General features: G+C 26.0%; 14 protein-coding genes, 1 tRNA gene and 1 pseudogene. 13 read left to right on the forward strand and 3 right to left on the reverse strand.

What is annotated here, in order from left to right:
* Positions 1–114 precede the first annotated feature (114 nt).
* The 3 genes and pseudogenes from JG776_RS12425 to JG776_RS05880 form a co-directional block, all read left to right on the forward strand.
* A pseudogene (locus JG776_RS12425) lies at positions 115–456 on the forward strand (tetratricopeptide repeat protein); the annotation flags it as partial.
* Positions 431–1,336, forward strand: a complete 906-nt coding sequence (locus JG776_RS05875; RefSeq protein WP_291965589.1) for an LD-carboxypeptidase — start codon at positions 431–433, stop codon at positions 1,334–1,336. The pseudogene JG776_RS12425 and the gene JG776_RS05875, both read left to right, overlap by 26 nt.
* Positions 1,329–2,507, forward strand: coding sequence for a M20 family metallopeptidase (locus JG776_RS05880; protein WP_291965591.1), 1,179 nt, complete (start codon positions 1,329–1,331; stop codon positions 2,505–2,507). The genes JG776_RS05875 and JG776_RS05880 overlap by 8 nt, the downstream gene beginning before the upstream one ends.
* Positions 2,508–2,710: 203 nt before the next feature.
* Here the strand turns inward: JG776_RS05880 and JG776_RS05885 are convergent.
* Positions 2,711–2,787, reverse strand: a tRNA-Ile gene (locus JG776_RS05885).
* A gap of 122 nt (positions 2,788–2,909) precedes the next feature.
* Between JG776_RS05885 and JG776_RS05890 the strand changes: the two genes are divergently transcribed.
* From JG776_RS05890 to JG776_RS05900, 3 genes are all read left to right on the forward strand, one after another.
* The gene (locus JG776_RS05890; protein WP_291965593.1) at positions 2,910–3,938 is read left to right on the forward strand and encodes a CotS family spore coat protein; all 1,029 of its coding nucleotides are present in this window, start codon (positions 2,910–2,912) and stop codon (positions 3,936–3,938) included.
* A 116-nt stretch (positions 3,939–4,054) separates the two neighbouring features.
* The gene (locus JG776_RS05895) at positions 4,055–4,576 is read left to right on the forward strand and encodes a helix-turn-helix domain-containing protein (protein ID WP_291965595.1); all 522 of its coding nucleotides are present in this window, start codon (positions 4,055–4,057) and stop codon (positions 4,574–4,576) included.
* 8 nt (positions 4,577–4,584) lie between these two features.
* A complete protein-coding gene (locus JG776_RS05900; protein ID WP_291965597.1) occupies positions 4,585–5,403 on the forward strand; it encodes a GNAT family N-acetyltransferase in 819 nt (272 codons plus the stop codon).
* A 74-nt stretch (positions 5,404–5,477) separates the two neighbouring features.
* Here JG776_RS05900 and JG776_RS05905 read toward each other — a convergent pair whose 3' ends face one another.
* Positions 5,478–5,633 (reverse strand): hypothetical protein, encoded by a 156-nt coding sequence (locus JG776_RS05905; RefSeq protein ID WP_291965600.1) that lies wholly within the window; start codon positions 5,631–5,633, stop codon positions 5,478–5,480.
* Positions 5,634–5,778: 145 nt separating this feature from the next.
* Between JG776_RS05905 and miaB the strand changes: the two genes are divergently transcribed.
* The 6 genes from miaB (at position 5,779) to JG776_RS05935 (ending at position 14,314) form a co-directional block, all read left to right on the forward strand.
* Positions 5,779–7,113: a tRNA (N6-isopentenyl adenosine(37)-C2)-methylthiotransferase MiaB gene (gene miaB / locus JG776_RS05910; protein WP_291965602.1), complete on the forward strand. Its 1,335-nt coding sequence runs from the start codon at positions 5,779–5,781 to the stop codon at positions 7,111–7,113.
* Between the two features lie 50 nt (positions 7,114–7,163).
* The gene (gene mutS, locus JG776_RS05915) at positions 7,164–9,782 is read left to right on the forward strand and encodes a DNA mismatch repair protein MutS (protein WP_291965604.1); all 2,619 of its coding nucleotides are present in this window, start codon (positions 7,164–7,166) and stop codon (positions 9,780–9,782) included.
* A gap of 4 nt (positions 9,783–9,786) precedes the next feature.
* Entirely contained in the window at positions 9,787–11,676 is a 1,890-nt protein-coding gene (mutL, locus tag JG776_RS05920; protein WP_291965606.1) for a DNA mismatch repair endonuclease MutL, read from the forward strand.
* 8 nt (positions 11,677–11,684) lie between these two features.
* Positions 11,685–12,632, forward strand: a complete 948-nt coding sequence (gene miaA / locus JG776_RS05925; protein WP_291965608.1) for a tRNA (adenosine(37)-N6)-dimethylallyltransferase MiaA — start codon at positions 11,685–11,687, stop codon at positions 12,630–12,632.
* 36 nt (positions 12,633–12,668) lie between these two features.
* On the forward strand, positions 12,669–12,920 hold the full coding sequence (hfq, locus tag JG776_RS05930; protein WP_291965610.1) for an RNA chaperone Hfq: 252 nt from the start codon (positions 12,669–12,671) through the stop codon (positions 12,918–12,920).
* A 125-nt stretch (positions 12,921–13,045) separates the two neighbouring features.
* The gene (locus JG776_RS05935; protein WP_291965612.1) at positions 13,046–14,314 is read left to right on the forward strand and encodes a methionine gamma-lyase family protein; all 1,269 of its coding nucleotides are present in this window, start codon (positions 13,046–13,048) and stop codon (positions 14,312–14,314) included.
* Between the two features lie 17 nt (positions 14,315–14,331).
* Here JG776_RS05935 and lexA read toward each other — a convergent pair whose 3' ends face one another.
* On the reverse strand, positions 14,332–14,952 hold the full coding sequence (gene lexA, locus JG776_RS05940; RefSeq protein ID WP_291965614.1) for a transcriptional repressor LexA: 621 nt from the start codon (positions 14,950–14,952) through the stop codon (positions 14,332–14,334).
* Between the two features lie 143 nt (positions 14,953–15,095).
* On the opposite strand from lexA, the gene JG776_RS05945 reads away from it, so the two are divergent.
* Positions 15,096–15,383, forward strand: a complete 288-nt coding sequence (locus JG776_RS05945; protein ID WP_035165598.1) for a LysM peptidoglycan-binding domain-containing protein — start codon at positions 15,096–15,098, stop codon at positions 15,381–15,383.
* Positions 15,384–15,395 lie beyond the last annotated feature (12 nt).

Here is a 15,395-nt window from a genome sequence, read left to right on the forward strand (position 1 = left end):
TTTGTGATTAATTTAATTTTACCAGGCATCTAAAACAGGTGCATATTTTTTGTAAAAAAATATGCTGAGGCTACGCCCCAACATTTATTATAGAACCTTAAATTATACGAACAAAAAAATTATAAAAAAGCTTTAAATTTATTTTTAAAAGTTTTAGAACATCAAAACAATTATCTCATAAATTACAATATTGGTGTATGCTACATAGAATTAAATAGATTCACTGATGCAATTCAATTCCTAAAAAAATCAATATATTTAAATAAATATTATGAAAATACATATATAAATTTAGCTTATTGTTACTATAAAAAAAAGGATTATAAATCTTGTTATAGAATTATAAAAGAAGGAGTTTCATTTATAAATAGTGATAAATTAAATAATATAGAAAAAAAATTATTTAATCTAATAATATGTGGAGGAAAAAATGAGTTTAATAAAAAAGCTAATTAAAGGAGATAAAGTTGCACTTATAGCTCCAGCAGGTGCAATATTTGATGAAGAATTAATAAAAAAGTCAATCCAAAAAATAAATGAATTTGGGTATAGTGTTAAATTGGGTAAAAACATTAATTCTAAGTATGGCTATCTTGCTGGAGAAGATAATAAAAGGATAGAAGATTTGATTAATGCATTTGAAGATAATGAAATAAAAGCAATATTTTGTATTCGTGGTGGTTATGGAACCATCAGACTCTTAGATAAAATTAATTACAATATTATAAAAAATAATAAAAAAATTTTTGTAGGTTATAGCGATATAACATCACTTCACGCATCTTTTTCTCATTTGAATTTTCCTACTTTTCACGGGCCAATGTTTAATTATGATATTTTTAAAAATAACGATAACTACAACCTATTATTTGAATTTTTAGAAGGAAAAATTGATAAAATAATTTATAACTTAACTCCTATAAGACAAGGTAATGTTGAAGGGAAAATAGTTGGTGGAAACCTGTGTGCTCTCTGTTCTTTGATAGGTACACGGTATCAATATAAATTTAAAAATTCAATACTATTTATCGAAGAAATTAATGAAGAACCGTATAAAATAGATAGATTTTTAAATCAATTATATCATTCAAGTATTTTAGATGAGGTGGAAGGAATTATCTTAGGAAGCTTTACAAATTGCTCGCCTGAAGACAAAAATAAAAGTTTTTCATTTGAATATATTTATCAATATATTCAGGAACTTACATCAAAACCTATATATTTAGGTTTAAAAAGTGGACATGATTATACAAATAATATACTTCCCTTAAATGTTACTGCTAAAATAATTGACAATAAACTAATTATAGATAAAGGAGATGTTTTCATTGATTAGTTTTTTTACAGAATCAAAAAAAATACAAGATAAACTTATAGAGTATAGAAGATATTTGCATATGCATCCTGAAATAGATAGAGACTTAAAAAATACAGCTGATTTTATTGAAAATATATTAAGTAATTACAATATAAACTACAAACGTTATGAAAATTGTGGTATTATGGCTGAAGTTGGCAAAGGAGAAAAGATTATAGCCTTAAGGGCTGATATGGATGCTTTAACAATAGAAGACAAAAAAGATGTTCCATATAAATCTAAAAATAAAGGTTTAATGCATGCTTGTGGACACGATGCACATACATCAATACAATTAGGAACTTGTATTCTATTAAAAAAATATGAACATTTATTAAATGGTAAAGTAAGATTTATTTTCCAGCCAGCTGAAGAGACTGATGGTGGAGCAATGGATATGATTGATTATGGTGCTTTAGACAATGTATCCTTTATAAGTGCTCTACATGTAGAAGAAACTTTAGATACTGGAACAATAGGTATAAATAGCGGCATTGTGAGTGCTGCGTCAAATCCTTTTAAAATAACTATTAAGGGTAAAGGAGCTCATGGTGCACATCCTGAAGACGGAATTGATCCAATAGTTGCTGCTTCAAAAATAATTGACAATCTACAAATAATTATATCAAGGGAAATTTCTGCCCTTAAAAGTGCAGTAATAACCATAGGTAAAATAAATGGTGGAACAGCACCTAATGCAATAGCAGAAGAAGTAATTATAGAAGGAATTATTAGAACCTTGGGAAATACTACCAGAAAACAAGTATTAGATAGATTTACATCAATAGTTAATTTAACAGCAGAGGCTTTTAGATGTAATGTTGAAATGAATATAATAGAAGGTTATCCATCCTTTAGCAATGATAATAATCTTATTGAAATTTTAAATAATATACAAAGCGAAAATTCAAATTACTTTACTATAAAAAAATTAGAATACCCAAGTATGGGGGTAGAGGATTTTGCATACTATACAGAAAAAGTACCAGGAATTTATTTTAAATTAGGATGTAGAAATGTAAATAAAGGCATAGTTCATCCAGCTCATGGAAGTTATTTTGATATAGATGAGGAATGTTTATGGATTGGATGTGCCATACAGTGTTCTATAGTTCAAAAATTTATTATGAATGAAACAAAAGAGCTCTAAATTTTAGAGCTCTTTTAATATTTTAATAAGTGAATAACCACAATTTATATAAATAGAAGCTTTTATAATTAATACTCTATTGTAACAATTTTCACACTCAAAGGACTTTTAATCCCCAGCAATAACATTATGATGATTATTTTATTTCACTTTGACTATTTAGTATATTAGTGCAAATAAAAAGAGAGCATTATGCTCTCTTTTGGTGGGCCTTCAGGGACTCGAACCCCGGACCGACCGGTTATGAGCCGGTTGCTCTAGCCAGCTGAGCTAAAGGCCCAAAATCTATTATAATTATAAAAAATTCAAATTATATTGTCAAGTATTTTTTTAATATTTTATTATAAAATTGTTTGTCTTATGAATATAATTTAATATATAACTAAACAAAAAGGGGTATTTATGGAATTAACTACTATAGATTTAAATAAAATAATCAATATTATTAAAAACAAGTATGGTATCGAAATCAAAAAAATTGAAAAGAAAAGATCCGTTTACAAAATAATATCAGATAAAAGCAATATATATTGTTTAAAAGAAGTAAACCATAACTTTAGTAGATTTAAATGGCTTCCTTCTTTTCTATTGTATTTAAAAGAAAAGGAATTTTTAAATTGCCCCTTATTAATTAAAGATAGTCAAAACCAATTTTATTTTAAAGTAAACAAACATAAATATTATTACTTAACTGATTGGATTAATGGTAATGAATGTGAAATAGATAAAATAGAAAATGCATTAGCTTCAGTTGAATTGCTAAGTCAATTCCATAAAAAAGCAACAGGATTCCATTCTAAACAATTAATATATGAAGAAGATAAAATAATTAAAGAATATGTTAAAAAGAAGGATGATATTATAAGATATAAAAACTTAATAATAAATAAAAAAATTATGTCCTACTTTGATACACTATATATTGAAACATTCGATAATCAAATGACACTGTCGGAAAAATCCTTAATATATCTACTAAATTCAAACTATCGCAATCTAAGTAAAAATGCAATTAAAAAGAAAGTGGTATGTCATAACAGCTTTTATTATCAAAACATTATAAAGTCAGATAATACTTTATATCTTATTGATTTTGACAAAATAATATATGAAACAGTTGAATATGATTTAGGCAAATTTATTCAAAGATTAATGTTCAGAAAGTCCTATAATTGGGAATTTGATAAAGCTAAATTATTAATAGATAAATATTGTAATTGTTTTAATAATAATATAGATTATAAGTTATTATTAGCAATTATTATTTTTCCTCATAAATTCTGGAAATTAGGAAATAAAAAATATGATAAACAAAAAAATATTGATGAAACTTATTATATAAGAAGATTAAAAAAAATAATTAATAATAATTTGTCCATATTACAATTTATTGATGAGTTTGATAAGTATTATATTAATAAAAATATCTAAATAGATTAAATGTCTATTTAGATATTTTTTTGTTGTCGCAAATTGAAATAATTTTTGTATAAATATTTAAAAGGAAATAAATAAACAGTGAAGAATAAGATAATAGAGGTGGTATTATGGAAGAAAAAAAGAATTATTATACATTTAAAGAGGTATGCCAATTAACAGGATATAAAGATTCAGTTATACGTTATTATGAGAAAGAATTTGAATTAAATATTCAAAGAGATACTAAGGGTAGAAGAATATTTTCTCCAAATGATTTGAATGTATTATTACAAATAAAAAGTCTGCAAGAAAAAGGACTGACTAATGGACAGATAAAAAAAATACTTATAAATCAAGAGACTGCCATAACTTCCCTTGATGCAGCAATTGCTTTTAATGATAATAATATTGATGAAAATGATCAAGATAAAATAAAATTGATAGAAGAAAAATTAAATGCTATTAATCAAAAGTTAGAAGAAATTGATAAGAATGTATTTAGTAAAGAACGTGACATATTGATTAGTGAGAATATGAAATTGAAAATGGAATTAAAGCAAAAGTGTTATGAAATCATAGAACTTAAAGAAAAATTAAAATACGAAAAACAAACAAAAAAAGGAATATTAAGCAAATTATTTAGAAAATAGGTGACAAAATGGAGATAAAATCTTTTAATTTATTTACATTGGTAACTAATAATGAATTTATAAACTTTTATAATTTTAAAAATATATTTGAGCTATCTATAGTAGATTTAATTTCCAATACTTCGTATTTTGTTATCGATGATGGAATAAGAGGTATTAATAAAAACAGTAGAGTTTACATTTTCATTAAAGATTCACCAGTCTCTATTAATGAAATAATAAATATCTTAATTAATCATTATAATAACAAAAAATTAAATTTTGAGATAAAATATATAAATAGCAACATTAAATTGGATAATTCTGATAAATACATTATTCAGAAAAACTTTAAGACAATGGAATTAGAATTAAATAATTTTTTAAACTTTAACTCCATCTGTATCCCCGAAGATATAAAAATCTCAACTATTGATATAAGTAAAAATATAGATTTAAGAATTGATATACAAAATTCAATTTTTAATTCTAATGATAAAAAAAGAAGACCTATTGATAAAAATTATCTATATAAAGAATTAAATAGTAGATATTTCTTAAAAGACTATTGTTATGTTTTATTTAAAGATAATAAACCAATTGGATATGGGCAAATCATAAAAGATAAAAACTTCTATTATTTAGTTAACTTTGGGATAATTGAGGAATATAGGGGTAAGGGTTATGGTAATATATTTCTAAATTATGTTTTAAATGATATTAAGAAAAAAAATGAAATTAATTTATTACGTTTAAATGTGGATAATTATAATATTTCGGCTATAAACCTATACAAAAAAATAGGATTTGGTGAAATTTTTAATACAATAACATTAAAAAGCATATAGAGTGATTTAAAATCTCTATATGCTTTTTAATGTTCACTATCCATATATGGTTATTACGTAATACAAATCAAAAATTACTTAAAATTTTTTTGTATTTTGTTATGAACATTTGCATAGAAACCAACACCATCATTATGTATGGTTTCGTGTTTAAAATATTTTCTATCTTCTAAAGTATAAGATACCTTTCCTTTTAAAGACTCATCATCTTTATTTTTAGCATTATACATACTATCACCTCTCCTTATTATTATTTCAATTTTTAATAAATTTATTTAAAATAAATTTATTTATGTTTATATGTTTTTTTATCGAATTTTGTAGTATAATATATATTTGCAAAATATTATTATCTAATAAGGAAGGTTGATATATATGAGTAATAAAAAATATCTTATAGAAACTTGGGGCTGCCAAATGAATGAAGAAGATTCAGAAAAAATAGCTGGTATGTTAAAAGAATTAGGATACATTAAAGCTGAAAACCGCGAAGATGCAAATATAATTGTTTTTAATACATGTGCAGTAAGAGAAAATGCTGAACTTAAAGTATACGGTAATATAGGTCATTTAAAAGCTTTAAAGTCTAAAAATCCAGATTTAATAATATGTGTTGGTGGATGTATGATGCAACAAAATGGTGTTCCAGAAGAAATTAAAAAGAAATATCCCTATGTTGATATTATATTTGGAACACATAATATACATAGACTCCCTGAACTAATTAATAATGTTAAACAAGGAAATACAAATATTATAGAAGTATGGGATCATGAAGGAGAAATAATAGAAGGTCTTCCAGTTGAAAGAAAAAGTGATATAAAGGCCTTTGTAACAATAATGCATGGATGCAACAATTTTTGTACTTATTGTATAGTTCCTTATACAAGAGGAAGAGAAAGAAGTAGAAAACCTGAAGCCATAATTGATGAAATAAAAAATTTAGCATCTAAGGGATATAAAGAAATAACTTTACTTGGACAAAATGTAAATTCATATGGAAAAGATCTTGATAATATGAGCTTTGCAAAATTATTAAGAATGGTAAACGAAATTGATGGAATAGAAAGAGTACGTTTTACTACCTCACATCCTAAAGATTTAACAAAAGATGTAATACTTGCAATTAAAGAATGCGATAAGCTTTGTGAACATATACATTTACCTGTTCAATCTGGTAGTACAAGGATATTAAATAAAATGAATAGAAAATATACAAAAGAACAGTACTTGGAATTAGTTGATTTAATAAAAAAGCATATACCTGATGTAGCTATAACTACCGATATAATAGTTGGTTTCCCTGGTGAAACAGAAGAAGATTTTCAAGAAACACTTGACTTAGTTAAAAAAGTTCAATACGATTCAGCCTTCACATTTATATACTCTATTAGAAAAGGTACACCTGCTGCAGAATATGAAGATCAAATACCTGAAGATATAAAACATGATAGATTTAATAGGTTAATTGAAGTAGTAAATAAAATAATCGAAGAAAAAAATGCTTCGTATAAAGATAAAATAGTTGAAGTATTAGTAGAAGAAGTAAGCAAAACTGATGAATCTAAACTTACTGGAAGAACAAGAACAGGAAAGTTAGTTCACTTTGATTCTAATGATAAAAACTTAATTGGTAAGCTTGTTAACGTTAAAATCACTGAACCAAGGAATTTTATTTTGATAGGTGAATTCGTTGAATTAATAAGATAACGGCATATTAGTCTATGGCTATATGCCATTTTTTTAAGGAGGTATGTATTTTGGGATTAACTCCAATGATGCAACAATACTTAGAAATAAAACAATCCTGCCAAGATTGCATATTATTTTTTCGTTTAGGCGATTTTTATGAAATGTTTTTTGAAGATGCTAAAATTGTATCTCAGGAATTAGAACTTACTTTGACAGGTCGTGATTGTGGATTAGAAGAAAGGGCACCAATGTGTGGTGTTCCCTATCATTCTGCTGAAACCTATATATCAAAACTAATAGAAAAAGGGTATAAAGTGGCAATATGTGAACAAGTAGAAGATCCTAATGAAGCAAAGGGCATTGTTAGAAGAGAAATCGTAAAAATAGTTACTCCTGGAACTTTACTTGAAGGAAATTTGTTAGAGGATGATAAAAATAACTATATATCCTGTATTAAAAGGATTAATACAGGTTTTAGCATATCTATATGTGATGTTTCAACAGGTGATTTTTTAGTTACTTCTATGGAAAATAATAATATTTATATAATTATTGATGAGTTATTTAAATATAAGCCATCAGAAATATTAATAATAGATGTAAAAAATAATGATATCTTAATAAATTCTATAAAAGAAAAATTTAATTCATTGATAGAATTAGTTGATGAAAGCCAAAATTTCACAGAATTTAAAAACCATTTTGGTGAAAAAATAAATATTTTAAATGAATTAGAGTTAGGCAGTAGTTCAACACTATTTGAATATCTAAAAAATACTCAAAAGTCGATGTTAGGTAATATAAATGACATTATAAAATATCAAATAAATAATTATATGTTATTAGATAGCAGCACTCGAAGAAATCTTGAGCTAACTGAAACAATTATTAATAAAACTAAAAAAGGATCACTATTTTGGATATTAGATAAAACTCAAACTTCAATGGGAGCTCGAAATTTAAGAAGATGGATTGAAGCACCACTTACTGACATCACAGAAATAAAAAATAGAATTGATGCCGTTGAAGAACTAATTAATAATATATACCATTTAGATAATTTAAGAGAATCCTTAAAAAAGATATATGATATAGAACGACTTGTTTCAAAAATAGTTTATGGTTCTGCCAACGCACGCGATCTTGTTTCTTTAAAAAATTCAATATCTGAATTACCTAATATTAAAGTAACTCTTCAAAGTTTTAAGTCAAACTTACTTAAAGGTATATATACTGATTTTGATACATTAGAAGATATCTATAACTTAATTGATTTATCAATAGATAATAACCCACCAATTAGTATAAAAGAAGGCAATATAATTAAAAAAGGTTATAATAAAGAAGTTGATAAATATAGATTAGCATCAATAGAAGGTAAAAATTGGATAGCAAGTTTGGAACAAAAAGAAAAAGAAGCGACTGGAATAAAATCATTAAAGGTAGGATATAATAAGGTTTTTGGATATTATATAGAGGTAACTAAAGCAAATCTATCTAATATACCAGAAGATAGATATATAAGAAAACAAACTTTATCAAACGCAGAAAGGTTTATTACTCCAGAGTTAAAAGAAATAGAAAATACAATTTTAAACGCTGAGGATAACCTTCTTAAATTAGAATATGAACTTTTTGTAGATATTAGAAACAAAATTTCTAATCAATCAAGTAGAATTCAAAAAGTTGCTAAACAATTGGCTATATTAGATACTATTCAATCCTTCGCAAAAGTTTCAATAGAAAACAATTATACCAAACCATCTCTAAATAATGATGGTATTATATCTTTAAAGGAAGCAAGACATCCCGTTATAGAAAAAATGATAAATGAACCTTTTGTACCAAATGATTGTTTTATTGATAAAAGTAATAATATGATTTTAATAATCACTGGACCTAATATGGCGGGTAAATCTACTTTTATGAGACAAGTAGCTATTATAAGCCTCATGGCACAGATAGGTTGTTATGTTCCAGCTAAAAGTGCAAATTTACCAATTGTAGATAAAATATTTACTCGTATTGGAGCTTCTGATGATATATCTTCTGGTAAAAGTACATTTATGGTAGAAATGAGTGAAGTATCATATATTTTGAAAAATGCAACCTCAAATAGTTTGCTAATTTTAGATGAAGTTGGTAGAGGAACTAGTACCTTTGATGGATTAAGCATTGCTTGGTCTGTTGTTGAATATATTGCAAATAAAATTAAAGCAAAAACTCTTTTTGCAACCCACTACCACGAATTAACTGAACTTGAAGATAAATATAGTTGTATTAAAAACTATTCAATTGAAGTTAAAGAATTTGATAATAAAGTTATATTTCTACACAAAATCAAACGTGGTAAAGTAGATCAAAGTTATGGAATAGAAGTTGCCAAACTTGCAGGTCTACCTGATGAAGTAATTTTAAATGCAAAAGTAATATTATCAGAATTGGAAAATTCTAAAGAAATTCACATTTCAAAAAATATTTTAAATGATAAGCTTAATTATAATAATAAAATAAAAGAAAATGAAAAAGAAATTGCAGCAGAAAAAATGGAGTTAACACTATTCAATTATAAAGAAAATGAAATTATAAACGAAATCAAAGAATTAGATATATTAAATATGACTCCTATGCAAGCATTTAATTATATTTACGATTTAGTTAATAGAGTAAAAAAAATTAGGAGCTGATTAAATGGGTGATATAAATATATTAAGCAATGATTTAATTAATAAAATTGCTGCTGGAGAAGTAATTGAAAGACCTGTATCTATCGTTAAAGAATTAATTGAAAATTCTATAGATGCTGGAGCTTCTGAAATAATTGTAGAGATAGAAAATGGCGGTATATCCCTCATTCGTGTACCTGATAACGGTAAAGGAATAAAAGAAGACGATATAGAAAAAGCATTTATGAGGCATGCTACAAGTAAAATTAAAGATGAACACGATTTATTTAAAATAACTTCTCTTGGTTTTAGAGGAGAAGCTCTTGCAAGTATTGCAGCAGTATCTAAAGTAGAACTAATTACTAAAACAAATGTTTCTGATTTTGGTATAAAAGCTTACTTAGAAAACGGCAATATTATATTAAAAGAATATTGTGGCAGCACTGATGGTACAACAATTACTGTAAAAGATATTTTTTATAATGTTCCAGCACGATTAAAATTTTTAAAATCTCCATCCAGAGAACAAGCATATATAACAGAAATAATGCAAAATTTAGCTTTATCTCATCCTCAAATATCTTTTAAATATATAGCCAATAAAAAAAACGTATTTATTACAACTGGGGATGGAAGCTTAAAAAATGTTATTTATATAATTTGGGGTAAAAATGTATTTGATAATTTAATTGAAGTTAATTCAACTAAAGAAACAATAACTTTAAAAGGATTTATAGGTAATAGTAAACTTGAAAAAAGTAATAGAAACTATCAGTCTATATTCGTAAATGGCAGACTCGTTAGAAATAAGACCATTACCGCTGCAGTTGAGAATGCATACAAGTCTATGTTATCAATAAATAAATTTCCTTTATTTGTTCTTAATATGTTTATTAATCCGGAACTTATTGATGTTAATGTTCATCCTACTAAAGCAGAAATAAAGTTTTCTGATGAGCAAAAAATATTTAAAGAAGTATACTCTTGTATAAAGGAATCCCTTCTAAAAAAAGACTTTATTCCTTCCTATAAAATTGAAAATAATATATTAAATAGTAAATTTCAGTTTTCATTAAATAATAATTATAAAAATAGCTTAAATGAAAAAAATAGTATATTTAGAGAAAATATTGATAATAATTATAATGTCCAAACATCTTTTAATATAGAAAAAATAGATAAGTTCAAAAACATTAATTTTGATATAGATGAATTAAATTCATCAAAAGAAGAATCTAATATAGATGAAAAACAAAGTGTTATTTCAACTAACATAAAAACTGACACCAAAATAGATGTAGATAATAATCATCAGCAGTCTATAAAAACTAATACATCCTTCCCATTGTTAACTGTTGTTGGGCAATTGCATTTTACTTACATTATCGCAGAAGCATCTGAAGGTTTTTATTTAATTGATCAGCATGCAGCTCACGAAAGAATTCTATTTGAAAAGTATTTAAATGAATATAATTGTGGTAATTTAAATAAACAAATACTATTATCACCTATTATACTTGAATTTTCACCGAGTGATAAAGAAAAAATATTCGATAATACATCATTATTAAATAGATTAGGATTTGACTTCGAAGATTTTGGTGGAACTACAATATTCTTAAGAACAGTTCCTAATAATATAAAAATTAAAAATTATAAGCAACTCATAGAAGAAATACTTTTAAATATTAATAATGGAATAGAGTTAAATACAAATGCAATAGAAAAAATTATATATACTATGGCTTGTAAAAACGCCATTAAAGCAGGAGATAAATTAAATTATCAAGAAATATTAAATCTAATTAAAGAACTTAGTAAATGCCAAAACCCATTTACTTGCCCACATGGAAGGCCAACTATGATAAAATTCGAATATATAGACTTAGAAAAGAAATTTAAAAGAATAATGTAGGTGATATTATGAAAGAAAGGAAAAAAATAATAATTATAGCTGGTCCTACTGCATCAGGCAAAACAAACCTTGGGATAGAATTAGCCAAAAAAATAAATGGAGAAATAATATCCGCAGATTCAATGCAGATATATAAATATATGGATATTGGAACAGCAAAACCAACTAAAGAAGAAATGCAGGGTATAAAACATTACCTTATTGATATAATATACCCTGATGAAGAATTTAGTGTTGCCCTTTTTAAACAATATGCAGATAACGCCATCGAACAAATATATTCAACGGGTAAAATACCTATAGTTGTCGGTGGTACTGGTTTATATATAAATTCCCTAACATATAGTTTAAATTTCAGTGATAGTGCACCTGATAAAGAGTACAGAGAACACCTTGAAAATATATCAAAACAATATGGTCCAAAATATTTACACGATATGCTTAGAAATATAGATCCTGATGCAGCAAACAATATACATCCTAATAATGTAAAAAGAGTAATTAGAGCATTAGAAGTATTTAAAAACACAGGCAAAAGAATATCAGATTATCAAAGTACAACAAAACAAAATGAACCTGACTATGATTTTGCTTATTTTTGTCTTGATATGCCAAGAGATGTATTATATGATAGAATAAACAAAAGAGTAGATATAATGTTCAATAAAGGATTAATAGAAGAAGTTAAAATGCTTTTGAGCCTTGGTTATTCAAGAGATTTACAATCAATGCAGGCAATAGGGTACAAAGAAGTTTTTGATTATTTAGACGGTAAGATTTCATTAGAAGATGTTAAAAATATTATAAAACAAAATTCAAGAAGATATGCTAAACGACAATTGACGTGGTTTAGAAAAGATACTCGTATATATTGGTTAGATGTATACAACAAGCAACTCGACGAAATACTCTCAAATATGTTAGGATATATAGAAGGAAAATTAAAATTCTTATAGAATATATTAATTAAAATTATATTGGAGGATGATAGTATGGCAAAAAGTGTTAATAATCTACAAGATGTATTTTTAAACAATGCAAGAAAGGGAAAAATTCCAGTATCAATTCATTTAGTTAACGGTTTTCAATTAAAGGGCTTAGTAAGAGGATTTGATAGTTTTACAATAATATTAGAATCAGAAGGAAAGCAAATATTAGTATATAAACATTCTGTTACAACAGTTACACCAGCTAAACCTATATTGTATAATCAGGATGAATTAAATAATAATCTAAATAAATAACAAAGCTTAAAAGGCTTTGTTATTTATTTAGATTAAAGTTTACATAAATATTATTATGTTGATAATTTGAGTTTTCATTAAAATAATGATAGAATATCAATGTTTGAAGAAGGGAGGATAATATAATGATTGAAGAATTATACATATCAAATGGAATAAAAAAAGAAGTCATTGAATTATCAACAAAAGTTGAGGAGATAATTTCTCCAATATTTAAGGAATTAGATAAAATAAAGGAATACAATCAACTTAAGGTATTGAATGCAATGCAAAATCAAAAATTGAGTGATTCTCATTTTACCTTTAGTACTGGTTATGGATACGGTGATATAGGAAGAGATGTAGTAGATAAAATTTATGCTGATATTTTTAATGCTGAAGATGCAATAGTTAGACCCCATATAGTTTCTGGAACACATGCAATTGCTGCAGCATTACAAGCCGTATTAAGACCTGGAGATACTTTAATGTCTATAACAGGGACTCCATATGATACATTATTAAAAGTTATAGGTCTAAAGGGAAATGGAATGGGTTCTTTAAAGGAATATGGCATAAACTATAAGCAAATTGATTTAAACCAAAATTTTAAAATTGATATAAATAAAGTTATAGAAGAAATAAAAAATGATAAAACAATCAAAGTAATTTCAATGCAGCGTTCCACTGGTTATGGATGGAGACCATCCTTAACTATAAATGACATTGAATTTGCAATTAGTGAAATCAAAAGATTAAATGAAAATACAATTATATTTGTAGACAATTGTTATGGTGAATTTTTAGATTTTAAAGAACCAACTGATGTGGGAGCTGATTTGATTGCTGGTTCTTTGATTAAGAATATAGGTGGAGGAATTGCACCCACTGGAGGCTATATTGTAGGAAAAAAAGACTTGATTGAATTGGTTTCATACAGATTAACCGCACCCGGCCTTGGGAAAGACTGTGGTTCTACATTTGGCGTTATTAGGCAAATATTACAGGGATTATTTTTAGCACCTCATATAACAATAGAAGCTTTAAAAGGAGCTATTTTTTGTTCTAAATTAATGGAGTTAGCTGGCTATGAAGTTTCTCCTAAGTATAATGAAAAAAGAAGCGATATTATTCAGGCTATTAAATTTAATGATGCAAATTTATTAATAAACTTTTGTAAAGGTATTCAAAAAGGGTCACCTGTAGATTCATTTGTAGAATGTGAACCTTGGGATATGCCTGGCTATTCAGATCCAGTTATAATGGCAGCTGGAGCATTTATACAAGGTTCATCTATTGAATTAAGTGCAGATGCTCCTATAAGACCGCCATATATTGCTTACGTTCAAGGTGGATTAACATATGAACACTCAAAAATAGGAATTATGAAGGCTTTATCAAATATATATAAATAGGCCAACAGTTTGTTGGCCTATTTATATCTTCTAAAAACACCTATTACCTTACCAAGAATAGTACAATTATCAACTATTATTGGCTCCATATGTGAATTTTCAGGCTGTAATCTAATATAACCATCCTCTTTAAAAAATCTTTTAACAGTAGCAGAATCTTCAATTAGTGCAACAACAATATCTCCATTTTTTGCAACCGGCTGTCTTTCTACTATAATATAATCGCCATCTAATATGCCCGCATTAATCATACTTTCCCCTTCAATTTTTAATAAAAAAACCTCTGTATTTTTATTAAAATAATTTAATGGTAATGGAAAATAATCTTCAACTTCTTCGAAGGCTAATATAGGATTTCCAGCCGATACACTACCAACTATAGGTACCTTCATTATATCACTATTATCTTCAAGTAGATTTTCATTTAGAATCTCAATAGCTCTTGGTTTTGTAGGATCACGTCTTATAAGTCCTTTTTTTTCAAGTTTTTCAAGATGTGCATGTACAGTAGAAGTTGATCTTAATCCGACTGCTAAGCCAATTTCTCTAACAGAAGGGGGATATCCTCTTGTTGCGATTTCCTGCTTTATAAATTCTAATATCTTTTGTTGTTTATCACTTAAACCATTAATTAGCATTTATTCTACACCCCTTAAATTTTGTCTTTATCTTATTATATCATTAAACCAAAAAAGTTTCAAACTGATGTTCGATAATATTGACAACGAACATATGTTTGTATTAAAATTTATGTAGAACATATGTTTGGAGGGTGTTGTTTATGAAAAAACATTTAAAAACATCGATATCTTTATTATTATTCCTTTTAATAATTTCAATATCCATTTCAAAAGTTTCAAGTTATTATAAAAACAAAACACAAAACAAAACTATCTCATACGAAGAAGTTGTAGTTAAAAAAGGCGATACAATATGGAATATTTCAATTAAATATACACCAAAAGATAAAGATGTAAGAAAAACAGTTTATGAAATAAGAAAAATTAATAATTTAAACGATTGTATTATTTTCCCTGGGCAAACATTAAAAGTTCCTATTGACAAATAGATAATTATATAT

The sequence above is a fragment of the Caloramator sp. genome, assembly GCF_020054765.1.
Taxonomy (GTDB): Bacteria; Bacillota; Clostridia; order Clostridiales; family Caloramatoraceae; genus Thermobrachium; species Thermobrachium proteoclasticum.

What these genes read in the sequence shown, in the direction of transcription:
- miaA (WP_291965608.1), top strand. Translation starts at nt 11,685, where the DNA reads ATGAAAGAAAGGAAAAAAATAATAATTATAGCTGGTCCTACTGCATCA.
- JG776_RS05875 (WP_291965589.1), top strand. Translation starts at nt 431, where the DNA reads ATGAGTTTAATAAAAAAGCTAATTAAAGGAGATAAAGTTGCACTTATA.
- miaB (WP_291965602.1), top strand. Translation starts at nt 5,779, where the DNA reads ATGAGTAATAAAAAATATCTTATAGAAACTTGGGGCTGCCAAATGAAT.
- JG776_RS05895 (WP_291965595.1), top strand. Translation starts at nt 4,055, where the DNA reads ATGGAAGAAAAAAAGAATTATTATACATTTAAAGAGGTATGCCAATTA.
- JG776_RS05900 (WP_291965597.1), top strand. Translation starts at nt 4,585, where the DNA reads ATGGAGATAAAATCTTTTAATTTATTTACATTGGTAACTAATAATGAA.
- JG776_RS05945 (WP_035165598.1), top strand. Translation starts at nt 15,096, where the DNA reads ATGAAAAAACATTTAAAAACATCGATATCTTTATTATTATTCCTTTTA.
- JG776_RS05935 (WP_291965612.1), top strand. Translation starts at nt 13,046, where the DNA reads ATGATTGAAGAATTATACATATCAAATGGAATAAAAAAAGAAGTCATT.
- JG776_RS05905 (WP_291965600.1), bottom strand. Translation starts at nt 5,633, where the DNA reads ATGTATAATGCTAAAAATAAAGATGATGAGTCTTTAAAAGGAAAGGTA.
- lexA (WP_291965614.1), bottom strand. Translation starts at nt 14,952, where the DNA reads ATGCTAATTAATGGTTTAAGTGATAAACAACAAAAGATATTAGAATTT.
- hfq (WP_291965610.1), top strand. Translation starts at nt 12,669, where the DNA reads ATGGCAAAAAGTGTTAATAATCTACAAGATGTATTTTTAAACAATGCA.
- mutL (WP_291965606.1), top strand. Translation starts at nt 9,787, where the DNA reads ATGGGTGATATAAATATATTAAGCAATGATTTAATTAATAAAATTGCT.
- JG776_RS05890 (WP_291965593.1), top strand. Translation starts at nt 2,910, where the DNA reads ATGGAATTAACTACTATAGATTTAAATAAAATAATCAATATTATTAAA.